Source organism: Paenibacillus sp. FSL R5-0490, from assembly GCF_001956215.1.
In the GTDB taxonomy this organism is placed as follows: domain Bacteria; phylum Bacillota; class Bacilli; order Bacillales; family Cytobacillaceae; genus Cytobacillus.
On the sequence record NZ_MRTQ01000020.1, the window covers coordinates 53,445 to 77,801 of the forward strand.

Consider the following 24,357-nt stretch of genomic DNA (forward strand, 5'->3'; position numbering starts at 1 on the left):
GAGAAGATGGCAAGGATCATTGACAAGAAAAAGATGTCTATAAAAACAAAGGAACTTGAACATAAAGTATTCCTGATTATATCCAGATCATGATCAATCCCCCGATATCTCACTCTTCGAAAAAGCAGCCTCATGCTGATTCACCTTCCTCTTCCAGGGTACTCCACTTTATGCGGGGACAGGAATAAAGGTGAAAAAGTCCATCTGAGTTCATTCAGCAATGAAAAATAATACTGAAATGAAACTTTCTGCCTGTTAATTCGTAAAGAAAGTAAACCATTTTAGAAAAAGGCTGTATTCCTATGATATGATGGTAATAAGTTTACATATTTATTGTCCCGTGCCATTATCCGGGAACTGAAACGCAATTTTTGAATGAAATGATAAGAATGCATCTTTCGCTCATAGAGGGAAGGGATAAAAATTGAACTTGTCGTACAGTCAAATTAAAACTCACATCTTAAAGGTTACATATGAGAACTGGAGCTCTCAGTTAACAAAGCCTAATCATGAACGTGAAAGTTACAGAGAGGAACAGCAAACGCTGCATGTTGGCCAAATTGTTGCCAGATTTCTTGGAGTTCCCCTTGATGAAGATGAATATTATAATCGTCTTTTTGATCTAATTCACACACAGAATTCAGGGCTTCTCCTCCTCAGTGAAGAACATCTGGATAAAACCATTAATAACCAGCAGTTTCAGGCGATACAAAAAGTCCTTAATATTAACCGGGAACAGAATTTATCCATAAACCGATTTGCTGCTTTTCTAGATGGAGAACAGCTGCTGCTCAAATCTTCCTCACCTTCTCTGCACAGGAAAATAAGAGAAGCGATGATTAGTATGCTGAACCTTTTTTCTGAAAAGGAAACGGGCGGCTTAAAAAACCAGGATATAAGAAGAGTGCTTGTTGATGTGATTAAGTGGTCCGCTAATCATTTTGGCACAGAACTTAAAGATATTGATCCGAAATTGGGCATGCCAAAAGTCCTTTGGTACGGGAATGGGAAAAAGAGTCATTATTACTTTTTGTACTACCTAATACAAATCGGGTGCGATATTCTTTATTTTTCTCCTTCAGGAGAAGACCTTTTTGCAGAGATGGGTCAGGAAGTTCAGGATTCTTTTGTACATCATTATCCAGAAAAGAAAAAGCCTGAACCTTTCCCGCAGGAAAAGAGAAGAAGGAGTGCTACAGTCGCTTATAGGGCATCCAGGGAAATAGAAACCATCCTTAACCATGAGGGTTCAGGCCTTTATAAACCCTGGCAGCTTAGGGAGTATACTCCTTCTTCTGTGACCCTGAAAACTACTTATGATGAACTTTTTATTTTAATTAAAGAGAAAGCCATGATCCGTCCAAACTTTGAGGTGAAGGATGGAAGGGTCATGATACCGTCCATTTTTTCAAAGATCCAGGGAGTAAGCAGGAACCGCAAGGAATACTGGGATCGAATACAAACGATCAGCCAATATGAAGAAAGTCTGCTGATAAGGAGATTTCCTTTTACAAACAGCGTCAACAATGATTTTCGGTTCCATTATCGCAATGCACTGAACAGGGAAGGAAAACTAGACCCTGAAAAAATCATTTCAGGGCACTATTGGAGGTATCAGCAGCTTCCTGGCGGTCTTCAAAATGGGATTGCAAAGGCCATTAGAAATATGTGTGAACGTCCGCGATTAAAGCCGCTGCCTGGTGAATCGGAAGAAGAATTGAAGATTTATCTGTTCAGCCAAAGCCTGCAAATTCCGCCGAGCATTCTAAAATTAATGCAGCAATTTGATTACTCGCAGGAAGTTCCTAAGATTATCCTCTATAATAACGAACTGAACGGGACGATGGTAAGATCGGATGCAGCACTCCTTTTGCTGCTTAATCAGTTTGGGATAGATATTGTACTGTATAATCCGCCGGGCCATAACGACATTGAAAACTTCATTGAGGAAGATTTATATGATGTTCACTGGCTTGAGGATGTTGTTTTTGAACAGGAATTTAAGGAGCCATCCTTTCTTAAAAAGGTTCTCTTTCAAGGATTATTAAAAAATTTAAAGGGTGATTGAAAATGAATCCGACCAAATCAGCAGAACAAAATTTAACAGCCCAGCTGCAGGATGATAAATTAACCGAAAATAACGTTTCAGAAATTAAGCTTGCTCTAAGACAGGAGCCTGAGGTGCAAAATCTGGCCAGGTCCATTGATGAGAAGGATCAAATTCAAATACTTGAATTCGGCAAAGAGCCTGCTGTTCAGATTTCCCGCTTCTCTGACCAGATATTGAGCAACATGAGAACAACGAAGGTTGAAGATTCAGGTGAACTTTTAAAGCAGCTCGGCAGAATCATGGACAAATTTGACAAGAAGGATTTCGAGCAGGGACCTAAAGGCATATTTGGCAAGCTTTTCAAGCGCGGAGAAAAAATGATTGAGAAGCTTTTCGGAAAATACCAGACAATGGGTGCGGAAATTGATAAAGTGTATGTTGAAATTTCCAAATACCAAAGTGAAATGGTCGATTCTACAACCATGCTTGAACAAATGTATGAGCAGAATTATCAGTACTATCTGACGCTCGAAAAATATGCTGTTGCAGGACAAATGAAAGCCGATGATTTAAAGGCCAATCAGCTTCCACAGCTGGAAGCGCGGGCGGCTCAGGGGGATCAGATGGCTTCGATGCAGCTTGATACGTTAAGAAATGCCGTCGATTTACTCGAGCAAAGAGTTTATGATCTTGAAATGGCTAAAATGGTTGCCCTTCAGACAGCACCGCAAATCCGGCTGCTTCAGAGAGGAAATACCAAGCTTATCGGTAAGATTAATTCTGCCTTTGTAACCACTATTCCAATCTTTAAAAACGGTCTGATTCAGGCAGTCGCAGCGAAAAGACAAAAGCTTGTTGCTGATTCTATGAGCGAGCTGGACAGACGGACAAATGAAATGCTGGTGCGCAATGCGCAGAATATTTCAAACCAAAGTGCTGATATTGCAAGATTGGCAGGCGGTCCAAGCATTAAGATTGAAACGATTGAGGAATCCTGGAATATCATCATGAAAGGTATGCAGGAGACAAAATCAATAGAAGAAGAAAACAAACGTCTGCGGGAAGAAGGAACCAGGAGACTGGAACAGCTCCAGGACAATTTTAAAAAAATGAAGCAGCAGGGTTAGTCAGCTGCACATTTTTAAATAAAATATAAATTATTGACGAGGTGGAATTGATATGGCAATAAATCTTCAAAAAGGCCAGCGTGTTGACTTAACTAAAGGAAATCCGGGATTATCTAAAATTATGGTAGGATTAGGCTGGGATCCAGTTCAAAAAAGCGGAGGCGGCGGTCTCCTGGGATCTTTATTCGGAGGCGGCGGCGGAGCAAATATCGACTGTGACGCTTCTGTAATCATGCTTGGTGAAAATGGAAAGCTTAAAAGCAATAAAGATGTCATTTACTTCGGCAATTTAAAAAGCAGCGACGGAAGTGTCCAGCATACGGGGGACAATCTGACAGGAGCAGGAGATGGAGACGACGAGCAGGTGCTGATTGATTTAAGCAGAGTGCCTGCACACATTCACAAAATGGTATTCGTTGTAAACATTTATGACAGTGTAAAGAGAAAGCAGCATTTCGGAATGATCCAAAATGCCTTCATCAGAGTAGTAAACTCCGGCAACAATCAGGAACTGATTCATTACAACCTGACTGACAACTACAGCGGAAGTACCAGCTTAATAGTTGGAGAGATTTATCGCCATGGAAGCGATTGGAAGTTTGCAGCAGTGGGTACTGGGACGGCTTCTCCAGGCCTTTCAGATGTAGTGCGCTCTTATTCTTAATAAAAATCAACTTCGAAGGGGTCCGAAATTACTCGGGCCCTTTTTGAATTTTCATAAAAGTTTCCCATCATTTGTTTCCTTTTAATCATCCTTTCATATGTTATAATTTTAATAGATTATCAGATCGGTTAAAGATTTTTTCTCCATTCAGGCAGTTCCGCAGCTTATATACTTCAAAGAGCTCTGTTGCCCGCAAATTATACATCTTAGACTAGCAGAAGGGGCTTTTAACATGCGCAAAATGGCACTTACATTTACAATTATGATTGTTTCCCTTGCACTGCTTGGGAATTCTCAGGCTGCCATGGGCGGCATAAAACTAAAGGATTACCCGCATTCCTCCCAGCTTAAAGAGTTTCTCAGTCTGAAATCTCCACGCCAGCTTGGTGAAATCTTTATTGTGCCTCTCGAACCTTTTGATGAGAGGGAGGCTGCAGAGATGATTTCCCGGGTGGATCATCTGCCGGCTTCCCTGCTCTCCAAAATAGAGGATGAAGATATCAGGGTGAAATTATTCACGGGGAAACTTACTGATAACCCTACAGCGCAGCATCTCGCAGGGATAATACCACGAGGCTATACAGGGGATACCACTTGGGATGATGTCCCGGGGATTGGCGGAGCAAAAACAGTCCTTGTAAAAATAGGCTTCAGTGAGAAGGGGAAAGGTCATGGATCCATTAATCTGGAACTTCATGAACTTGCCCATTCTGTTGATCGTCATGTGTACGATGGCATTCGATTTAATCAGAAGTTTCTCTCTGTGTGGAAAGCGGAAAAAGCTAAATTGTTCCCTGGCCAAAATTATCTTCTTTCCTTCCCGGAAGAATATTTCGCTGAGGCTTTTGCGATGTATTTTGCAGAAGGGGAATCGAGGGAATTATTAAGAGAGAATGCTCCGAAAACCTATGATTTTATAAAAAAGTTAAACTGATATACCCTTTTTTTTATAATTTTTAACTAATGTTAAACAATCGGAAATTGTGTACAATAGCAATGAGTATTTTAAAAAGGTTGGGTTGATATGAAACAATATTTGGATCTTTGCAGGCATGTTCTGGAAAATGGCACAAAAAAAGAAGACCGTACAGGCACAGGTACAATAAGCACGTTTGGATATCAGATGCGCTTTAACCTGCAGGAGGGCTTCCCGCTTGTTACTACTAAGAAATTGCATCTAAAATCCATTATCCATGAGCTATTATGGTTTTTAAATGGAGATACAAATGTGAGATACCTTCAGGACAATGGTGTGCGGATATGGAATGAGTGGGCTGATGAGGAAGGGAATCTAGGGCCCGTTTATGGACATCAGTGGAGATCCTGGACAGGTGCTGATGGAAATACAGTTGATCAGATCACCAGCCTGATTGAGCAAATCAAAACAAATCCTGATTCCCGCCGCCTGATTGTAAATGCATGGAATGTTGGAGAAATTGAAAAGATGGCTTTGCCGCCTTGCCACTGCCTATTCCAGTTTTACGCTGCAGATGGAAAGCTATCCTGCCAGCTTTATCAGAGATCTGCAGATGTCTTTCTCGGCGTGCCGTTTAATATCGCTTCCTATGCTTTACTGACTATGATGGTTGCGCAGGTTTGCGATCTGGAGCCTGGTGAATTTGTTCATACTTTCGGTGATGTGCATATCTACCAGAATCATCTTGAACAGGTAAACCTCCAGCTGGGCCGTGATCCCCGAAAGCTTCCAAAAATGAAGATTAATCCAGATGTGAAAGATATTTTCAGCTTTAAGTTTGACGATTTCCAGCTTGAAGACTATGATCCGCATCCTCATATTAAAGGAGTTGTCAGTGTATGATTTCTTTAATGTGGGCAATGGATGAGAATCGTGTGATCGGCAGGGATAATAAACTTCCCTGGCATTTGCCTGAGGATTTAAAGTTTTTTAAAAGAACGACGATGGGGCATCCGATTGCCATGGGACGCAAAACCTGGGATTCAATCGGGAGACCTCTGCCGGGAAGAGAAAATATTGTGATAACCCGTAATAAATCCTTTTCCTGTGAAGGATGTACAGTAGTACATACAGTTGAGGAGCTGCTGAAGTACAGCGGTGAGAGGGAAGATGAAATCTTTGTCATTGGCGGTGCCGAGATTTTCAAAGCCATTCTTCCTGCAGCTGATCGGCTATATCTGACTATGATTTATGACCAATTTGAAGGGGACACATATTTTCCGGAATTGGACATGTCAGAATGGGACCTTCTTTCAAGGGAGAAGGGCACCAGGGATGAAAAAAATCCGTATGATTTTGAATTCCTCATTTATAAAAGAAAATAACCTTAACAGCAGCTCGCGCCGGCGGGCTGCTTTTTAAAATTATTAAACTGTAACATATAGTGAAAGGATCCTGATTAATATATAATGTAAAACATCCCAACCCTTGGAGGTATGTATGCTTCGACTAATAATCTTTTTTCTTTATATGGGCGGATATTTAGTTTATAGCCTTCCTGCACTATCCCGGATGAGAAACTTGAATTCGGCACTTCCTGTTGAAGAGCGCGACCGCATCATCCATAAAGTGCCCCAAAAGTGGTCCAGGACGATTATGAAAATATCAGGCTCTCAAGTAAAAATTACGGGGCAGGAATTAATTCCGGAAGGGCCTGTCGTCATTGTCTGCAACCATGAAGGGGATTTTGATATTCCAGTCCTTCTTGCATTCATTAATAAACCTTTTGGTTTTATATCGAAAGTAGAAATGAAGAAAGCACCCATTATCTCATCATGGATGGAAGTCATGAATTGTGTCTTTATTGATCGCAGCAATCGCAGAAGTGCTATCAATTCTTTAAAGAATGCTGCAGAGCTTTTAAAACAGGGACACTCTCTCCTGATTTTCCCGGAAGGGACGAGAAGCAGGGGAGGGCAGGTAGCGCCTTTTAAAGTAGGCGGATTCAAGCTTGCACAGGATGCAGGTGTTCCGATTGTGCCAATATCCATAAAAGGGACAGCAGATGCCTTTGAAAAGAATGGGAGACTCATAAAGCCGGCTAAAATAGAGATCAGGGTGTGCAAGCCTGTGAATTCCAGGATTGTTAAAGATATGGATGCAAAGTTTCTTGCACAGGAAGTAAGAGGGATAATCTGCAGCAGTCTCTCGGATAGAAAAATCGCTTCATAAAAAGAAGGCCCCAGTCTGTCAGGGGCCTTTTAAGCGATAAATTATAAATTGGGATTCACTAAATAATCTGTGAGCTTCTGAATCATTCCGTGGTATTCCCTGGGATCGCAAAACTCTTCTGCGGTAAAGTTCTCTTTCACCCACTCTATTAATTCATCTGCACTGTTGAAGTACTCTCCACTCGTGTCGCTTTTCCGAATCATATACCTGCCGTTATCTTCATCCACTGTTACCTCCACAGGCAAAGCGCTATCCAGACTGCATAAAGAAAACTCCATTCCTGCACCCCTTTGAGATATAAATTAACTTTTGCTTATTATATGTCAGTCTTATCTGTTTCTATCCATAAAATAATTCGAAAAATGTAAATTTTAAAAATACCGGATTGAAATCGTGATTTGTCATGGTATAATGTACAAATTAATAACTTGTAAAGAAGAGGGTGGCAAAATGGAACAGAAACTAATGACAAAAAAATGGGTGCAGTTGGAAGATATTTTGATTGCATACCAGCAGCTAAAGGATATTGTTGCCCATACACCTTTACAGAAAAATGAACGCCTATCAGAAAAGTATGAGTGCAATGTCTATTTGAAAAGAGAAGATCTTCAGCATGTACGCTCATTTAAATTAAGAGGTGCCTACTATAAAGTTAAATCTTTAACTGCAGAGGAGCTTGAAAACGGCGTTGTCTGTGCAAGTGCAGGGAATCATGCGCAGGGAGTTGCCTATGCATGCAGACACCTTGGGGTTCAGGGGAAGATCTTCATGCCGGCGACCACGCCGAGACAGAAGGTGAGCCAGGTAGAGCTGTTTGGGAGAGATTCAGTGGAGATCATACTCGTTGGAGACACTTTTGATGATTCCTATCATGAAGCTCTTAAATGTGCCACTGAGGGGGACATGGCATTTATCCATCCGTTTGATGATGAAATGGTGATAGCGGGACAGGGAACAGTAGCGGTTGAAATGCTTAACGATTGTGAAGAGCAAGTCGATTTTGTTATTGCCAGCATTGGCGGAGGCGGATTGATGGCAGGACTCAGCACATACATAAAAAGCATCTCGCCGGAAACGCAGATGATTGGGGTTGAACCTGAAGGAGCACCCTCTATGAGCGAAGCAATCAAGGCTCAAACAGTAGCACCCCTCGGGGAGATTGATAAGTTTGTAGATGGTGCTGCGGTAAAGTGTGTCGGTGAAAAAACCTATGACATCTGTAATGAGCTGGTTGATGATATTTTCATGGTTCCGGAAGGGAAAGTGTGCACGACAATCCTTGAATTATATAACGAGCATGCGATTGTGGCAGAGCCTGCCGGGGCTTTGCCGATTGCTGCATTGGATATGTGCAGAGATCAAATTAAGGGTAAGAATGTTGTATGTGTGATCAGCGGGGGCAATAATGATATTGGCCGCATGCAGGAAATTAAAGAGCGTTCCCTCCTTTATGAAGGCCTGCTTTACCACTTCATAGTGAATTTCCCCCAAAGGGCAGGGGCATTAAGAGAATTCCTTGATGAAGTGCTTGGCCCGACGGATGATATTACACGTTTTGAATATACGAAAAAAAATAATAAAGAAAATGGTCCGGCCCTTGTAGGAATTGAGCTGAAGCATAAAGAGGACTATAGCGACCTCATTGTGAGAATGAATAAAAAGGGATTCTCTTACAAGGAGATAAACAAAGACAGCAATCTTTTTCATCTTCTTGTATAAGTATCCGGATGACATGCAGATCCCTATTATTTAATAAGATATGTGACTGAAATATGAATTTTTATGATATCTGTGACATTTCCTTTGAAAAGTACTATAATCGTATTAGATTCAAAAGGGAAGTACTTTAAAGGAGATGTGAATATGCTTTCAAATATCGGTGTACCAGGATTAATTTTAATCCTTGTTTTGGCGTTAATCATATTCGGTCCAAAAAAGCTGCCGGAAATTGGCCGTGCTTTTGGTGAAACACTAAGAGAATTTAAAAAATCTACCCGAGACCTGACCAGTGACGTGATGGATGAGCTCGAACAGGATACTAAGAAAAAAACGGTTAAATAAGGTGTAAGGATATACTTCTTGCACCTTTTTGTTTTGGGTTAAGATACAACAGGCTGGGCCAGATATAAAATTAGCAGGAGAATCGTATGGAAGAAAAAGAGTTAAATTTAGTCGAACATCTAGATGAATTAAGAAAAAGACTCATTATAACAGCATCAGCATTTATCCTGTTCTTTATTGCAGGCTTTGTGTTTGTGGAGGATATTTATAAATGGCTGGTAAGAGACCTGGACGTCAAATTGATTGTCCTGGGCCCAAGTGATATTATCTGGGTTTACTTTATGCTTGCTACGGTCATTGCCGTTGCAGGGACAATTCCCGTTCTGGCTTTGCAGATTTGGCTGTTTGTCAAGCCTGCCCTTACAGCAGCTGAGCGGAAGATTTCTCTTTCTTATGTGCCGGCGCTTTTTATTTTGTTCATTATTGGCCTTTGCTTTGGCTATTTTGTCATTTTCCCCACCGTATTAAGTTTTCTTGTTGATTTGGGTGGAGAATTGTTTGAGGCCAATTTCACTGTGGATAAATATTTCCGCTTTGTCCTAAATATGACTTTGCCTTTTGGAGTTTTGTTTGAACTCCCGGTAGTCATCATGTTCCTGACTTCGCTGGGAATCATAAATCCTTATGTGCTTACTAAAATCAGGAAATATGCTTATTTTGTCCTTGTCGTGATTTCGGTTGTTATATCACCTCCTGACTTCATGTCCGATATTCTTGTCACTATTCCATTGCTTCTGCTCTATGAAATAAGCATCAACTTATCAAAAATTGTCTACAAAAAAAAGCTGAAAAAGGCAGAGAATACAGGAGAAGCATCTTCATAAAAAAATTAATGTGATAGCATAATCAGACACATTTCGAGCGTTATTTGGGGTATAATATTAACAAACGGGTGAAAAAGAGGATTGATATTTTGCTATTTAAAAGCCTAGAGTTCAAAAATGCTGTTGGACAGAAGGTAAAAATTATTGAAATTCCTGTATTGGCAAAAGATAGCCCTTATTATTTTATGATCCAAGTCCGTTTAAAAACTTTTATTGCGGCCACTAATGCCAATCCACTTAAGAACCATTCTTTTAGAGAATATCTAAAGCGAGTTTTAAAGTGGCCAGTCTATGAAGAGATTTTTAAAACTCCAGAATTAAAAAATAACGCTTAACAACATTGATGCCGGCAGCCAGCCGGTATTTTTTTGGCCACTTGGAAGAGAAAAACAAGCTATATATTTATTGCTTTATTTGTATTTTACTTGAATGTATAATATGAACTAATTGTAAATGCAGGGGAAGTGAAAGCATAATGGCTAAAATTAAAATTGTTACAGATTCTACAGCTGACCTATCCAGCGAATTGCTTGAAAAATTCGATATTGAAGTAGTCCCGCTATCTATTCACATCGACGGTAATACATATTTGGACAGGGTTGATATTACTCCATCTGAATTCATGAGGAAAATGAAAGAAGCGGACGAGCTGCCTAAAAGCTCACAGCCTCCTGCGGGAGTATTCGCCGAGGTGTATGAAAGGTTTGGTGACCAGGGCTATGAAATTCTTTCTATTCATATGACTGGCGGAATGAGCGGTACTGTTCAATCAGCAGAAAGTGCAGCAGCTATGTCACATGCAAATGTTACAGTGGTAGATTCCAGATATATATCCAAAGCACTGGCTTTTCAAGTCTTGGAGGCTGCGAAAATGGCCAGAGAAGGGAAAAACATTCAGGAAATTGTCAGCCGGCTGGAAACCATTCGCACCAATACTAAGTTATTTGTAGTAGTGGACACGCTGGAAAACCTTGTAAAAGGCGGAAGAATTGGCAAAGGCAAGGCCATGATCGGGTCCCTGCTGAATATAAAACCAATTGCCTCGCTTGAAGGCGGTGTCTATACACCTGTCGCCAAAGTAAGAAGCCATACCCAGGTTGCAAAATATTTGGCCAAGCAATTTGCAGAAGATATTAAAGGGAAAACAATTAAAGGTGTAGGTCTTGTTCATGCAGAAGGCATTGAGTTAGCTTCTAAGCTGAAAACAATGATAGAAGAGCTGGATGCTGGTGCAGAGGTTGAAATCGAAGAAACAACTCCAATTATCAGTACACATACAGGACCAGGTGCAATTGGGTTCATGTATCATCTGGAAGATAAATAAAAAGTACGCATAGCTCACCACGCTATGCGTTTTTTTGCGGGGTCTGTTTTGCTCTAATCATGGTAAGGAATAGTCAGATTCAAAGACTTTTATCCTATTTGAAAATATTTGCCATTCTTGATTATCCCCGGAATAAAATGAATTATGGGGGTGTAGGGTTGAAGAGGAAAAATGTCTTGTTTTTTAGTGACTTTGGAATTGACGATTTTGTTGCAGTTATATTTGCTTTTTTCTCAGTGGAAATCAATATCGTTGGAATTGTTGCTGATTATGGAAATGTTTCCAGAGAGGATGCCGTCCGAAACGCTGCTTACCTTCGTGAATTAACCGGACAAAATACTCCTGTAGTCAGCGGAGCCGTATTGCCTTTAACCGGAGAGGTTCCGGTGTTTTACCCGGATGTTCACGGCATAGAAGGGCTGGGTCCGATTATTCCAAACCTGGAGAATTCCAATAATTTGTTTGAAAACTTCGATGATTTTAAGGAACTGATCGAGAAGTATGAAAATGATATAACAATCGTTAATGTAGGCAGACTTTCTTCATTGGCAACGGCCTTTATCCTTTATCCGGCACTAATGAGTAAAGTCAGTGACTTTTATATTATGGGCGGGGCATTCAATGTTCCAGGCAATGTGACTCCAGTGGCTGAAGCAAATTTTTACGGGGACCCGTATGCGGCTAATGTTGTGTTTGCCAATGCACCAAAGAAAATTCATGTCTTTCCTCTGGATGTAACGATGTCTGCAATCATTACTCCTGCACTTATCGACTCTCTTGATGCCTATTATCAGAAAGTGCAGAATAAAGTCGGCTTAATTCTTAAGCCTATGGTTGATTATTATTTCAATTTTTATAAGGAAACCTATCCAGGCATAAGCGGAAGCCCCATGCACGATTTATTTACATTGTGGGCAATGCTTGACGGGGCTGACATACAATATCTGGATGTACCGGTAAAGATAATTACTGACAAAGGGGAGGCGTTTGGCCAGAGCATTGGAGACTTTAGAAATGTCCCTCCGGAAGATAAGATGAAATACCGGATACATCGGATTGCTGTGCAATTTAATTATTCAAATTTTATCAGAACATTTTATGAAATTATGACTAACCATAAAACTAAACCGACTTAATAGTTTTTATCATCCATTAATTCGAGATAATAAGATTCCTATTCACAAGTTTGTCATAAGTACTTCTTTCTTCTTTCATGAATATTTGCTAAAATTAGCATCGTAACTAATCAAAGCAGGTGAATGTATGAGGGAAAAAGTTTTTGCTGTAATGGCTGCTGCTTTTATGCTTGCAGTTCTTGCAGCATGCGGACAGAGTGGCATAAAGGACGCGTTAAATTGGGAACTGGCTGATTTTACGTATACAAACCAGGATAATAAAGAATTTGGCTTAAAGGATCTTGAAGGCAAGGTTTGGGTAGCCGACTTTATTTTTACCAATTGCGAAGATGTATGTATGCCCATGACAGCTAATATGAAGAAGCTTCAGGATTTGGCTGAGGAGGAAGGCATAGAAAATATTGAATTTGTTTCATTCAGTGTAGACCCAAAAGTGGATACACCTGAAGTTTTAAAGGAATTTGCATCTACATATAATGCAGATTTCAGCAATTGGCATTTTCTGACCGGATATGACCAGGAAGAAATTGAGAAATATGCTATGGAATACTTCAAAACCATTGTGAAAAAGCCGCAAACAGGTGATCAGGTAATCCATGGAACAGATTTTTACCTTGTTGACCAGAATGGTAAAGTAATGAAATATTATACTGGTCTTAATGAAATTCCATTAGATGAAATTATGAATGATATTAAAGCATTGCAATAGACCTTGGATAAGGTCTATTTTTCTTTTCTGTTTAGTCCTTGCTGCTGCAGGAACAATGCTAATTATTTTTAAACTTAAGTTGCATGTTATAATATGAATGAGAAAAATGGGCAGGTGATAGTATGATAAAAAAATTCACCCTCATCTTTTGGGTCATGCTGCTTCTCGCCTCCTGCAGTTCAGTTAACCACAGCGATATAATTCATTCTGAAAAAGAATCCCGCCTGACAGTTAAAGAAGAAATTCCATTGGATTTTTTCCCTCGAAACCTTACTGTTGCTGCTGTGGGTGATTCTTTAACCCAGGGGGTAGGAGACAGTACTGAACGTGGAGGGTACGTGCCATATCTTGAGATGTCACTGGAAAAAGACAAAAGTGTTCAAGACGCTGTTTTTTATAATTTCGGTGTAAAAGGAAATCGTTCCGATCAATTATTGAAAAAGCTGGGGACAGATGAGGTAAAAGGTGTTGTGAAGAATGCAGACGCGGTGATCATAACCATTGGCGGCAATGACGTTATGAAAGTAGTCCGTGAAAACTTTTCAAACCTAAAGCTGAGGGCTTTTGCCAAGGAAAAAGAAACCTATGAACAAAATCTGACTGAGGTTTTAGATACGATAAAAGAGGTAAACCCAAATAGTAAAATTGTTTTAATAGGCTTATATAATCCCTTTTTAAAATGGTTTTCAGAAATAACGGAAATTAATGCTATTCTTGGAGATTGGAATGACACAAGCAGGGATATATTGAGAAATTATCCAGGGACTTATTTTGTTGAAATAGATGATATATTTGAAAATACCGATGATAATCTTTTATATACAGACTATTTTCATCCAAATGATAAAGGCTATGAATTAATAGCTGGACGGGTCCATCAAATACTCACAGAGGAAGTGCTGAAAGATATTCCGTATAAAAGGAAAGCTGAAGGAAATGGAGAGAAGTTGATTGAAAGATAGAAAATGGAAAAAGCTGTTTTTTGCACTGCTGGCGATTAATGCACTCGTTTTAGCTGTGCTGTTTATTTTTATCAGTATACCGGCAGATGACGAAGAATACACAGCGATCACAGAGAATAGTGATAATTACGTTCCTTTTAACATAAAAGCCAATAAAGAAGATTTGAATAGAGTCATTAACCACTACCTTGAAAAAGAAGGGCTGACAGGAGCAATAGATTATAAGGTCCTCCTAAACGAAGAAGTTGATTTATATGGCACAATCCCTTTCTTCAGCCAGGATCTGCAAATGAAACTGTCATTTGAACCAGAAGCCTTGAAGAATGGGGATGTTGTCCTTCAGCAAAAGTCTATATCTGTTGGGCAGCTGAATCTTCCAGTTTCACATGTTCTGAAGCTGGTAAAAGACCGCTACAAGCTTCCGGAAGGTGTTACCATTCAGCCGCAGAAAGAAAGAATCTATGTGTCACTGCAGCAAATGAAGCTGAAAAGTGATGTGAAAGTAAAAGTGGATGAATTTAATCTGAAACAGGATGATATTCGTTTTACCCTTCTTGTTCCGGTTAAATGAGAAAAGGGAATCCTTCCGCAGCTTTGGAGGGTTCCCTTTTTTGATGCTTGATAATCGGGAAAGCATTTAATCTGCAATGATAATTGCTTCGAGCTCAGGCTCTTTGGCCACGGAACCTACAGCCGCTAAAGTGTAGGCCTGGTTTGCTTTAAATTGCATTCGGGGGATGGACAGCACTGAATTTGGGGTTCCCGCTACCCTGGCTTCCAGGTCGACAGTCATTGGAGTTAATGCCATGTATTTGCTTGCCTGCCTGAAAGCGATATTGGGGAAAACAACATCCCTGTTTTTTACGGCAATATCAACTGCAGGAGCATCGGGTGACAGGTGGATAAATCTGACTTTTGTTTCGCCGGCAGGCACTTCAGGCTGATCTTCTAATAGGACAAGCTTTAAGTTTGCTGCATTTCCTGCAGCCGCAATTGTATACACGTTATCTGCAGCGGCAGTGATTTTTCTGCTTAAAAGAGTGGAAACCATGCTGCCAGCCGGATATATGTCTATCTGATGCTTGCCGGCAGGCAGTGCAGCATAACCGCTTGCTTCTTTATATGAAAAGTCCTTTAAAATTTGCGTGCCATTTATATAAATATCAATTGGACCGGCATCAGGGGAACCATGGAACATCCGTACTCTTGCCTGCTGTTCCTGATGAACTTCTTCAGCAGGCACAGTATTATTATTTGTACGCATCATTCGAAAAGCCTGATTGAGGCAATATAAATGTTTATGATAATATGCAATATGCTGTGCTGCATCAATGTATTTAAAATACTGAGCCAAAAGATCATATTTTGCCGCTTTTTGTAAGTACCACTGCTGATTTCTCTCAGTAGGCATAATTCCCCCTCCTAAAATCTGCTTTAATACCATATGCTTCTTCATGGGTGAATGCCACAAGAAATAAAAGGACTTTACATCTGGATCAAAATTCCATATAATATAAACAAATAAACGAAAGCGGGTGATGTGCTATGACAAGTGAACTTTACGCAAATACGTCCATTGTAAATAATTCAGGCACAGCCCAAATGGAATTCGTTTAATCGAGCGGACTAGATTGTTTTTTCTGCTTATTGAACATGCATGATCAAACCATGGGCTGATTGCCTATGGTTTTTTGTATGTAAAAAAATATTCGATAAGCATGGAGGAACAAACATTGTCAATTAATAAACTTGGATTCGATCCCTTTTTTAAAGATGCTTTTTCAGCGTATGAAGAAAAAAAATATCAAATGGGCCGGGTGGCTTTAGAGCATAAAAGAATGTATCGTGTATGGACAGATAAGGGTGAAATGCTCTGTGAAGTATCAGGAAAATTTTCTTTCGATGCATCATCAAGGGAGGATTTTCCTGCTGTAGGTGACTGGGTTGTCATCAAAGAAAGAGCGGATGAACAGCGGGGGACTATTCATGCTGTCCTTCCAAGAAAAAGCAAATTTTCAAGGAAGGCAGCAGGGGTGAATACGGAAGAACAAATTGTAGCTGCTAATGTAGATACCATATTCCTGGTTAATTCACTTAATGAGGATCTAAACTTAAGAAGATTGGAACGTTATTTGCTTTTAACATGGGAAAGCGGTGCTGCTCCAGTGATTGTTCTTACCAAGGCTGACCTTTGTGAGAATCTGGAGGAAAAGCTTGCTGAGGTGGATACCGTCGCCATGGGTGTTCCTGTTATCTCAATCAGCGTGATGGAAGAGAAGGGAATAGACCTGCTAAAGCCGTTTTTGGAGCCTGGAAAAACAATCGCACTGCTCGGCTCTTCAGGTGTTGGAAAGTCCACACTGACCAATTACCTTCTTGGCGCGGAAAAGCAAAAGGTCCAGGATATTCGAATAAGTGATGACAAAGGAAAGCATACAACTACTCACAGGGAACTCATCCTTCTTCCTGAAGGCGCCATATTGATTGATACTCCAGGAATGCGGGAGCTTCAGCTGTGGGAAAGTGAAAGCGGTCTTTCAGAAAGCTTCACAGATATTGAACAAGCCGCTGAAAACTGCAGATTCAGGGACTGTACACATGAAAATGAGCCAGGGTGCGCTGTGCATATGCTAATAGAAGAAGGCAGCATATCAAGGGCGCGTCTGAACAGCTATAAGAAGCTTCTCAAGGAACTCGCTTATCTGGATAGAAAGCAGGATAAGCGGGCCCAATCTGAAGAACGCAAGCGCTGGAAAAAAATAAGTGCCGGTGCAAAGAACAAAAGAATATAAAGATTCAGAAACCTCTTCAGTGAAGAGGTTTCTTTTGCATAAAATGAATCTTTTCATTAATCTTATGTATATAGCTTTAAATCATCATTTTAAGGGAAAAAGTAAAAGATAGAAAAGTGCCGGAAAGAGGTGGAGCAGAATGACAGAGAAACAATACGAAAAGGCAAGCTTCGCAGGAGGCTGCTTTTGGTGCATGGTAAAGCCTTTTGATGAACAGCCTGGAATAAAAGAAGTACTATCCGGATATACCGGAGGGAGTGTAGAAAACCCGACTTACCAGCAAGTCTGTTCGGAAACAACTGGCCATTATGAAGCGGTTCAGATCACATTTGATCCTGAAATCTACCCATATGAAAAGCTGCTTGAATTATATTGGCAGCAGATTGACCCTACAGATGCAGGCGGCCAGTTCTATGATCGAGGCCAATCCTATCAGACAGCGATTTTTTATCACAATGAAAAACAAAAGCAGTTAGCAGAAAAATCAAAACAAAAGCTTGAAGAAACTGGTCCATTTACAAAACCGATTGTTACCAGGATTCTGCCTGCTTCAGACTTTTATCCTGCAGAAGAATATCATCAGCACTATTACAAAAAAAATCCGGAAAGATACAATGCCTATCAAACCGGCTCTGGAAGAAAAGCATTTATTAATAAACATTGGGGTGAAGAATAATGGCAAAAGATAGAGAAGATTTAAAGCAGAAACTTGATCCCATGCAATATGAAGTAACTCAGAATAATGGCACAGAGCCGCCTTTCCGCAATGAGTATTGGAATGAATTTAAAGATGGGATTTATGTGGATATTGTTTCCGGAAAGCCTCTCTTCAGCTCAAAAGATAAATATGACGCAGGGTGCGGCTGGCCCAGCTTTACAAAACCCATACAGGATGAAGAAGTTGTTGAAAAAGAAGACCGCAGCCACTTTATGGTCAGAACAGAAGTAAGAAGCAAATCAGCCGATTCCCATCTTGGTCATGTTTTTGATGATGGGCCTGGACCTGCGGGCCTCCGTTATTGCATTAATTCTGCTGCACTCAGGTTTATCCCTAAGGAAAAACTCGAGGAAGAAGGCTACAAAGAATATCTGCATCTATTTAATAATGAAAACTAAGAATCGGATGGTGTTTTTATGTTCAAGAAATTATTTGGCAAAAAGGAAACAGTCAAAACAATTGAAGTTAAGGCTGCTTTGACGGGTACAGCGGTTAATCTGGAAGAGGTGCCTGATCCTGTATTTGCAGAAAAAATGATGGGAGACGGTATTGCAATTGAACCTTCAGAAGGGGTGGTTGTTTCCCCGGTAAATGGAGAAATAGTTCAAGTGTTCCCTACCAAGCATGCAATCGGTATTCGTGCTGAGAATGGTGCCGAGATTTTAATCCATATTGGCCTCGAAACGGTCTCCATGAAAGGGGAAGGATTTGAGACCCATATTTCCGAGGGTTCAAGGGTCAGTGAAGGTGATAAGCTTGTCACGTTTGATTTAGAGCTGGTTAAAGCAAAGGCAAAGAGCACAGTAACGCCAATGATAATCACTAATGGCGACCAGGTCGCTTCTATCGAGAAAAGTGCAGCGGGAGCCGTAACGAGAGGAACATCTGCAGTAATGACAGTTACTGCAAAATAATAGAAAAAGCCGCTGAAAATTAAGCGGCTTTTTTTGAGTCATTTTTTACAGTATTTGTTCACAGACCAGCTTCTGTCCATATCTTTATTGGTCTGCCCTGGTGAGGATGGAGGAAATTTGAATAACGGCATCGTCAGTACTGTTATTCACTGATTTTTCATTGGCCACAATAAATTTAACTAAATGCTGTCCGTCTTCGAGACCGCTGACAATATATTGATATCTTTCTTTAGTCAGCGGCCACCAGCCGGATAAGGATGTAATATACACATCATCTATAAACACATCCATCTTCCCGCCTTTTTCGCTTCGAATCATATCGACCCCAAGGAAAGGGCCGCTAAATTGATATTCAAGACTGTCACCCGCCTTGCGGCTCTCCCAAATGCCGTCTTTGTGAATAAATGATCCAGATATGTCTGTCACATGAGGGATGGATGATATTTCGATGTCCGCATTTTCATGAATGGGGGCAGAAAGCTCTGCAATTTCTGCATGCCTGCCGGTAAGCTCCCTTATTTTCTTTATCAAGGTATCTGCATATATTTCATAGCCATCATCATTTGGATGGACTAAATCCTTTGTCAGTTCCTCTGCAGGTAATCCCGATAGTTCAAAAGGCTTTTTCATATCCACATTTTTTGCGCCATAATGGCTGGAAATAAAAGAAATCGCCTGAACGAACGCTTCATTATCAAGCGGGTTTTCTGTAATAGTTATGATCTCGGTATCAGGGTAAAGCTGTTTTGTTTTCCGGATAAGCCCTTCGTAGAAATATGAAAATTGCTTCTCATCCATATATTTGCGGTCATTCTCCCCAAATACAATAAAAGTTAAATCAATTTTCCCTAAATGTTCGGATTGCTGAAGCTTATATAAACCTTCAAAGGCAGTGGCACCACTTTGGACGATTGAATGCCTTTTGGCTTTAATCCCAAATTCACTATGCAGATGCTTCTCAAGCCTTGTAAACCATGCCGATGATTTAGAGGTCGCACCTGACCCTCTGCCAATGCTGTCCCCGATAATCAGGTAATTGATATTTTCTTTTGACGATAGCTTTTGATACACGTTAGTTGGATTTGCCCCTTCAACTTTAGATAGGCTATCAAACAAATGATACAAACCATATATAAAAGTGATGATAAAAAAATATATGCCAATCTTCCTTCTCTTCATTGGTTTGAATCCTCCGCTTCTTATCTGAATCTCTTACGTTTATCGTACCCTATTAATGGCAAAGGGGGAAGGTTTTAAAATGGAGTTAGAGCGTTTTTTTATAAAAATGGGCATATGCACATGCGGGTCAAGTTTACCCTACATACATTAATATTGAAAATGCCCAAGAAATCTTGTTGAGGAGTGATTATTTATGTATAAAGGTGCAGTTGCCGGTGCTGGCTACGACCAATGTTATCCAGGATATGGCTATCCTGTTGCTGGTGCCCATTGTGGAGGATATGGCGGTTTTGCATTGATCGTCGTATTGTTCATTCTATTGATTATCATCGGAGCATGCTGCTGCGGAAATTGGTAATATAAATGGATTTTATGAAGGCTGCTCGTAATGAGCAGTCTTTTGTTTATTGGGCGGGAACTTATTAACGGAATTTTACATAAAGTAGCTTAAAGACGAACGTTTTTTAATAATATCATTTAATAGTTCGTAAAAATATTGACCTTTTTTTCTGTATTTGATATAGTTACCTTTGGCAGAAGAAATTAACGAATAATGCGTCTGGGGGAATAGGACGATGAATGCGAATTATGATGTTATTGTTGTCGGTGCTGGACCGGCTGGAATATTTACTTGTTATGAATTAACTCTTAAAATGCCTGAAGCAAAAATTTTATTAATTGATAAAGGCCATGATATTTATAAAAGAAATTGTCCGATTTTACAGAAAAAGATCTCGAAATGCCCGCCGGCAGCAGGAAGAAAGGAATTTGCCGGCTGCTTGCCTGCTTGTTCTATCACGAATGGATTTGGCGGAGCAGGGGCTTATTCAGATGGGAAATTCAATATAACGAGTGAGTTTGGCGGCTGGATGACCGATTATCTCCCTGACTCCCAGGTTGTTGAATTGATAAAATATGTAGACGAAATTAATTTGAAGCATGGCGCGACTGAAAGTATTACAGACCCAATGACAGAGGAAGTGAGGGACATCGAGCGCCGCGGATATGCAGCAGGACTTAAACTGCTTCGTGCGCAGGTCAGACATTTGGGCACCGAGCAGAATCTTGAAATCCTAAAGAGCATTTATGAATATTTACGAGAAAAAATTGATATGTCCTATAAGACAGAGGTTGAAGATCTCATAACAGAGAAAACCCCTGATGGCAATCGCATAATGGGAGTTAAGCTTAAGTCCGGAAATGAAGTTTATGCTGATAAGGTAGTTGCAGCACCAGGGAGAGATGGATCAGTTTGGCTGGCAAACCTCCTGAAGTCACGCCGCTTGAAGATGATCAATAATCAGGTAGATATTGGCGTGCGGGTTGAAACTTCGGATATTGTCATGGAAGAGATCAATAAACATCTTTACGAAGGAAAGTTCACATTTAATACATCCGTCGGTACAAGAGTGCGGACATTCTGCAGCAATCCTTCCGGCCATGTTGTAGTGGAAAACCACTCAGGAATCATGCTTGCGAATGGCCATGCTTACAAAGACCCTAAGCTGGGAAGCCCGAATACGAACTTTGCGCTGCTGGTATCCCATACATTCTCGGAACCGTTTGATAAGCCAAATGAATATGCGCATGAAATTTCAAGGCTTGCCAACAGCCTTTCAAACGGGGGAATCATTGTCCAAAAGTATGGAGATATATTAAAAGGGAGAAGGTCTACTGAGAAAAGGATTAAAGAAGGCTTCCTTGAGCCAACCTTAAAGGAAGCGGTCCCAGGAGACTTAGGCCTTGTGCTGCCATATAATACAATGAAAAGCCTGATTGAAATGACAGAGGCTTTAAACCATGTATCTCCCGGACTTGCATCAGAACACACCCTATTCTATGGAGTGGAGGCGAAATTCTACTCTGCACGTCCAAGATTGAATGACCGTTTCGAAACGGAAATCAGCGGACTTTATGTCGGCGGGGATGGTGCAGGCATTACCAGAGGACTTGCACAGGCGGGTGCCTGCGGTGTCTGGATTGCAAGGGATATTATCGAAAAGACAAGTAATGCACCAAGAAAAGAACCTGCATTAGTATAAGAACAGAAGGCCGTGCTGAAAAGCAGGCCTTTTTTTATATAAAAAACAGTTATTTCCTAACGACCCCGTATTTGATAAAATGTAAAACAATCTAAGTCTGAAAGTGAAAAAGGAGAGGACACAATGCTTGCAGAGCGATTAAAGCCCGGCGATGAGATCCGGGTCATTGCACCGTCCAGAAGTATGGCTATCATAAAAGGCGAACAATTGCGAATTGCCCAAGAGCGGCTGAATCGGCTGGGATTCACAGTGACATACGGCAAAAATGCAGAAGAGCATGATGAGTTTTTCAGTACTTCTATAGAAGAAAGAATTGAAGATTTCCATGATGCTTTTACTGATCCTAATGTAAAGGGAATCCTGACGGTGATCGGCGGCTATAACGCCAACCAGCTTTTAAATTACATAGACTTCGGGATAATAAAAAACAATCCAAAAATATTTTGCGGATTTAGTGATATCACAGCACTGCAGGGTGCCATTTATAAAAAAACAGGTTTGATCACCTATTCTGGCCCGCATTTTTCAAGCTTCGGTGTAAAGCATGGGTTTGAGTACACATTGGAATCTTTTATTAACGCAGTAACAAACGATGCCCCATATGAGATTACAGCATCATCACAATGGAGTGATGATCCATGGTATCTCGATCAGGAAGACAGGCATTTCATCAAAAATAATGGGTATACGGTAATCCAGGAAGGGATTGCAGAAGGCGTATTAATTGGAGGGAATTTATGCACGCTTAATTTGCTGCAGGGAACAGAGTTCATGCCATCTTTAAAGGATTCAATCTTATTTATTGAAGATGATGAGGAATCACATGCTCTCACCTTTGATCGGAATCTTCAATCACTTCTGCACCTGCCTGATGCCTGTGACATCAAAGGAATCCTCATTGGAAGATTTCAGAAAAATTCTCAAGTGACAGATGAAGCACTGAAGAAAATTATTGTATCCAAAAAAGAACTTCGAGACATCCCTGTAATCGCAAATGTGAACTTCGGCCATGTACAGCCCTATGCCACTATCCCAATTGGAGGGAAAGCAGTTATAAAAGCACAAGGTTTTGAAAGTGAAATTTGGATTGAACAGAATTAGGAAAATGAATTTTCAGCAGCCGCTATCCAGCGGCTGTTTTTTTTTGCAGCGAAAAAATAGATCACTCTGCAAAATTCTTTTATGAAAGATTTCTTAAGTGACTTCATACAATTTACTATATTGCCAAATGGTAGAGAGTATTTGGCTTGTAGAATTGAAGATTTGCTGTGAAAGCTCATGAAGCCATCGGCGGATATTGATTAGCCGCAGGCAAATTTCGCAATTATAGTTGGAGGGAGTACGCTGATGAACCAGTCGAACTTAATTAAGCCGATGCTTGATGCACAGTACCCGATCATCGATTATGGCAGGGGAGTTTATTTATATGATACGGACGGAAAGGAATACCTGGATGCATCATCCGGTGCAATAACGGCCAATATAGGCCATGGTGTGGAGGAAATCATTGAGGCAATGCATGAACAGGCAAAAAAAGTTTCGTTTGTATATCGATCGCAATTTACGAGCGGGGCAGCTGAAAAGCTTGCCCGTAAAATAGCGGAGGCTGCGATTGGTGATTTGAATTGGAGCTTTTTTGTGAACAGCGGGTCTGAGGCCACTGAAACAGCTATGAAAATAGCGATTCAGTATTGGCAGGAAAAAGGCATTGTGACAAAAACAAAGGTGCTCTCAAGGTGGATGAGCTATCATGGCATAACCCTTGGAGCTTTATCAATGTCAGGACATACGGGCAGAAGGGCTCGCTTCATACCGCTGCTTGAGGATTTCCCTGTCATTCATCCTCCATATTGCTATAGGTGCCCCTACAATCTGGAAGCGCCTGAATGCGGTTATCTGTGTGCACATGAACTTGAAACCGTCATTAAACGGATAGGATCAGAGAATATTGCTGCGTTTATCGCAGAGCCGGTCATTGGGGCTGCAGGGGGGGCTATTACACCTCCAAAGGATTACTACCGGATAATCAAAGAAATTTGTGAGCGGAATGACATATTATTTATTGCTGATGAGGTGATGACTGGTTTTGGCAGAACAGGCACCATGCTTGCCTGTGAGCATTGGAATGTAAAGCCTGATATTGTCGCACTTGGAAAAGGAATGGGCGCCGGGTATGCTCCGATTGCGGCTGCACTTGTAAGCGATGAAGTAATGGAGCCCATACTGGCAGGTTCAAAAAGCATTATGAGCGGTCATACCTTGAGTGCCAATCCGCAGTCATGTGCAGTGTCCCTCGCAGTGCTTGAATATATTGAGAAAAATAATATTATCCCGGAAGCAGAAAGCAAAGGAGTGTATTTAAGAAATAAATTGACTAAGCTGCAATCCAAATTTTCCTTTATTGGTGATGTAAGGGGAAAAGGGCTGATGGTCGGACTTGAATTTGTAATGAATCCTCTGACAAAAGAGCCGTTTACAAAAAGCTTCGGTCTGACTCAGAGGTTAATACAGGAAGCACAGGAACATGGCCTGCTTATTTACCCTGCAGGTGCGGGCATAAATGGTACAGACGGGGATGCCGTATTGATTGCACCGCCGCTGACTATTACCAAAAGGGAAATCGATGATCTGGTAAAGAGGTTTGAAAAGACTTTGCAGATTTTCTCGGAAAATCATTTGATCCCTGGTGAGGAAGAGGCTGAATAAC

General features: G+C 40.7%; 27 protein-coding genes. 24 read left to right on the forward strand and 3 right to left on the reverse strand.

From position 1 onward, the window contains the following. Nucleotides 1-424: 424 nt before the first annotated feature. The 7 genes from BK139_RS16630 (at nucleotide 425) to BK139_RS16660 (ending at nucleotide 6,989) form a co-directional block, all read left to right on the forward strand. Nucleotides 425-2,068, forward strand: coding sequence for a YceG family protein (locus BK139_RS16630; RefSeq protein ID WP_440231662.1), 1,644 nt, complete (start codon nucleotides 425-427; stop codon nucleotides 2,066-2,068). 2 nt (nucleotides 2,069-2,070) lie between these two features. Next, nucleotides 2,071-3,177, forward strand: coding sequence for a toxic anion resistance protein (locus tag BK139_RS16635; RefSeq protein WP_076260929.1), 1,107 nt, complete (start codon nucleotides 2,071-2,073; stop codon nucleotides 3,175-3,177). Nucleotides 3,178-3,229: 52 nt separating this feature from the next. Further along, nucleotides 3,230-3,841, forward strand: coding sequence for a TerD family protein (locus tag BK139_RS16640; RefSeq protein ID WP_035331391.1), 612 nt, complete (start codon nucleotides 3,230-3,232; stop codon nucleotides 3,839-3,841). 232 nt (nucleotides 3,842-4,073) lie between these two features. Further along, nucleotides 4,074-4,775 (forward strand): anthrax toxin lethal factor-related metalloendopeptidase, encoded by a 702-nt coding sequence (locus BK139_RS16645; protein ID WP_076260932.1) that lies wholly within the window; start codon nucleotides 4,074-4,076, stop codon nucleotides 4,773-4,775. Nucleotides 4,776-4,865: 90 nt separating this feature from the next. Then, a complete protein-coding gene (locus tag BK139_RS16650) occupies nucleotides 4,866-5,660 on the forward strand; it encodes a thymidylate synthase (RefSeq protein WP_076260934.1) in 795 nt (264 codons plus the stop codon). After that, entirely contained in the window at nucleotides 5,657-6,142 is a 486-nt protein-coding gene (locus BK139_RS16655) for a dihydrofolate reductase (protein ID WP_076260937.1), read from the forward strand. The genes BK139_RS16650 and BK139_RS16655 overlap by 4 nt, the downstream gene beginning before the upstream one ends. 115 nt (nucleotides 6,143-6,257) lie before the next feature. After that, on the forward strand, nucleotides 6,258-6,989 hold the full coding sequence (locus BK139_RS16660) for a lysophospholipid acyltransferase family protein (protein WP_076260940.1): 732 nt from the start codon (nucleotides 6,258-6,260) through the stop codon (nucleotides 6,987-6,989). 41 nt (nucleotides 6,990-7,030) lie between these two features. Here BK139_RS16660 and BK139_RS16665 read toward each other — a convergent pair whose 3' ends face one another. Further along, nucleotides 7,031-7,267 (reverse strand): hypothetical protein, encoded by a 237-nt coding sequence (locus BK139_RS16665; protein WP_048009397.1) that lies wholly within the window; start codon nucleotides 7,265-7,267, stop codon nucleotides 7,031-7,033. Nucleotides 7,268-7,439: 172 nt separating this feature from the next. Between BK139_RS16665 and ilvA the strand changes: the two genes are divergently transcribed. From ilvA to BK139_RS16710, 9 genes are all read left to right on the forward strand, one after another. Beyond that, nucleotides 7,440-8,708 carry a threonine ammonia-lyase IlvA gene (ilvA, locus tag BK139_RS16670; protein WP_076260943.1) on the forward strand — a complete coding sequence of 423 codons (1,269 nt, stop codon included), beginning with the start codon at nucleotides 7,440-7,442 and terminating at the stop codon, nucleotides 8,706-8,708. Between the two features lie 144 nt (nucleotides 8,709-8,852). Next, nucleotides 8,853-9,050, forward strand: a complete 198-nt coding sequence (locus BK139_RS16675) for a twin-arginine translocase TatA/TatE family subunit (protein ID WP_035331398.1) — start codon at nucleotides 8,853-8,855, stop codon at nucleotides 9,048-9,050. A gap of 86 nt (nucleotides 9,051-9,136) precedes the next feature. Beyond that, on the forward strand, nucleotides 9,137-9,874 hold the full coding sequence (tatC, locus tag BK139_RS16680) for a twin-arginine translocase subunit TatC (protein WP_076260946.1): 738 nt from the start codon (nucleotides 9,137-9,139) through the stop codon (nucleotides 9,872-9,874). Nucleotides 9,875-9,963: 89 nt separating this feature from the next. Then, nucleotides 9,964-10,209, forward strand: a complete 246-nt coding sequence (locus BK139_RS16685; RefSeq protein ID WP_076260948.1) for a DUF2535 family protein — start codon at nucleotides 9,964-9,966, stop codon at nucleotides 10,207-10,209. Nucleotides 10,210-10,349: 140 nt separating this feature from the next. After that, nucleotides 10,350-11,198: a DegV family protein gene (locus BK139_RS16690; RefSeq protein ID WP_076260951.1), complete on the forward strand. Its 849-nt coding sequence runs from the start codon at nucleotides 10,350-10,352 to the stop codon at nucleotides 11,196-11,198. Between the two features lie 137 nt (nucleotides 11,199-11,335). Then, nucleotides 11,336-12,334, forward strand: a complete 999-nt coding sequence (locus BK139_RS16695) for a nucleoside hydrolase (RefSeq protein ID WP_440231669.1) — start codon at nucleotides 11,336-11,338, stop codon at nucleotides 12,332-12,334. Nucleotides 12,335-12,461: 127 nt separating this feature from the next. Then, nucleotides 12,462-13,043, forward strand: a complete 582-nt coding sequence (locus BK139_RS16700) for an SCO family protein (RefSeq protein ID WP_076260957.1) — start codon at nucleotides 12,462-12,464, stop codon at nucleotides 13,041-13,043. Between the two features lie 122 nt (nucleotides 13,044-13,165). Next, nucleotides 13,166-14,005, forward strand: a complete 840-nt coding sequence (locus BK139_RS16705; protein WP_076260959.1) for an SGNH/GDSL hydrolase family protein — start codon at nucleotides 13,166-13,168, stop codon at nucleotides 14,003-14,005. Next, the gene (locus tag BK139_RS16710) at nucleotides 13,995-14,576 is read left to right on the forward strand and encodes a YpmS family protein (protein WP_076260962.1); all 582 of its coding nucleotides are present in this window, start codon (nucleotides 13,995-13,997) and stop codon (nucleotides 14,574-14,576) included. The genes BK139_RS16705 and BK139_RS16710 overlap by 11 nt, the downstream gene beginning before the upstream one ends. Nucleotides 14,577-14,642: 66 nt before the next feature. Here the strand turns inward: BK139_RS16710 and BK139_RS16715 are convergent, their stop codons facing one another. Then, entirely contained in the window at nucleotides 14,643-15,416 is a 774-nt protein-coding gene (locus BK139_RS16715) for a DUF4397 domain-containing protein (RefSeq protein ID WP_076260965.1), read from the reverse strand. 322 nt (nucleotides 15,417-15,738) lie between these two features. Here BK139_RS16715 and rsgA point away from each other — a divergent pair, with 322 nt between their 5' ends. The 4 genes from rsgA to BK139_RS16735 all read left to right on the forward strand — a co-directional run bounded on the left by rsgA (nucleotide 15,739) and on the right by BK139_RS16735 (nucleotide 18,429). Then, nucleotides 15,739-16,797 (forward strand): ribosome small subunit-dependent GTPase A, encoded by a 1,059-nt coding sequence (gene rsgA, locus BK139_RS16720; protein WP_076260968.1) that lies wholly within the window; start codon nucleotides 15,739-15,741, stop codon nucleotides 16,795-16,797. A gap of 139 nt (nucleotides 16,798-16,936) precedes the next feature. Beyond that, complete coding sequence (gene msrA / locus BK139_RS16725) at nucleotides 16,937-17,473, forward strand: peptide-methionine (S)-S-oxide reductase MsrA (protein WP_076260970.1); 537 nt, start codon at nucleotides 16,937-16,939, stop codon at nucleotides 17,471-17,473. After that, complete coding sequence (msrB, locus tag BK139_RS16730; RefSeq protein ID WP_076260973.1) at nucleotides 17,473-17,913, forward strand: peptide-methionine (R)-S-oxide reductase MsrB; 441 nt, start codon at nucleotides 17,473-17,475, stop codon at nucleotides 17,911-17,913. The genes msrA and msrB overlap by 1 nt, the downstream gene beginning before the upstream one ends. A gap of 18 nt (nucleotides 17,914-17,931) precedes the next feature. Continuing rightward, nucleotides 17,932-18,429 carry a PTS sugar transporter subunit IIA gene (locus tag BK139_RS16735; RefSeq protein WP_076260976.1) on the forward strand — a complete coding sequence of 166 codons (498 nt, stop codon included), beginning with the start codon at nucleotides 17,932-17,934 and terminating at the stop codon, nucleotides 18,427-18,429. Nucleotides 18,430-18,513: 84 nt separating this feature from the next. Here BK139_RS16735 and BK139_RS16740 read toward each other — a convergent pair whose 3' ends face one another. Then, nucleotides 18,514-19,608, reverse strand: coding sequence for an SGNH/GDSL hydrolase family protein (locus tag BK139_RS16740; RefSeq protein WP_076260978.1), 1,095 nt, complete (start codon nucleotides 19,606-19,608; stop codon nucleotides 18,514-18,516). 193 nt (nucleotides 19,609-19,801) lie between these two features. Here BK139_RS16740 and BK139_RS16745 point away from each other — a divergent pair, with 193 nt between their 5' ends. The 4 genes from BK139_RS16745 to BK139_RS16760 all read left to right on the forward strand — a co-directional run bounded on the left by BK139_RS16745 (nucleotide 19,802) and on the right by BK139_RS16760 (nucleotide 24,356). After that, the gene (locus BK139_RS16745; RefSeq protein ID WP_076260981.1) at nucleotides 19,802-19,966 is read left to right on the forward strand and encodes a YjcZ family sporulation protein; all 165 of its coding nucleotides are present in this window, start codon (nucleotides 19,802-19,804) and stop codon (nucleotides 19,964-19,966) included. Between the two features lie 217 nt (nucleotides 19,967-20,183). Further along, nucleotides 20,184-21,650 (forward strand): NAD(P)/FAD-dependent oxidoreductase, encoded by a 1,467-nt coding sequence (locus BK139_RS16750; protein ID WP_076260984.1) that lies wholly within the window; start codon nucleotides 20,184-20,186, stop codon nucleotides 21,648-21,650. A gap of 123 nt (nucleotides 21,651-21,773) precedes the next feature. Further along, complete coding sequence (locus tag BK139_RS16755; protein ID WP_076260987.1) at nucleotides 21,774-22,751, forward strand: S66 family peptidase; 978 nt, start codon at nucleotides 21,774-21,776, stop codon at nucleotides 22,749-22,751. Between the two features lie 246 nt (nucleotides 22,752-22,997). Beyond that, nucleotides 22,998-24,356 carry an aspartate aminotransferase family protein gene (locus BK139_RS16760; RefSeq protein WP_076260990.1) on the forward strand — a complete coding sequence of 453 codons (1,359 nt, stop codon included), beginning with the start codon at nucleotides 22,998-23,000 and terminating at the stop codon, nucleotides 24,354-24,356. Nucleotide 24,357: the final 1 nt, after the last annotated feature.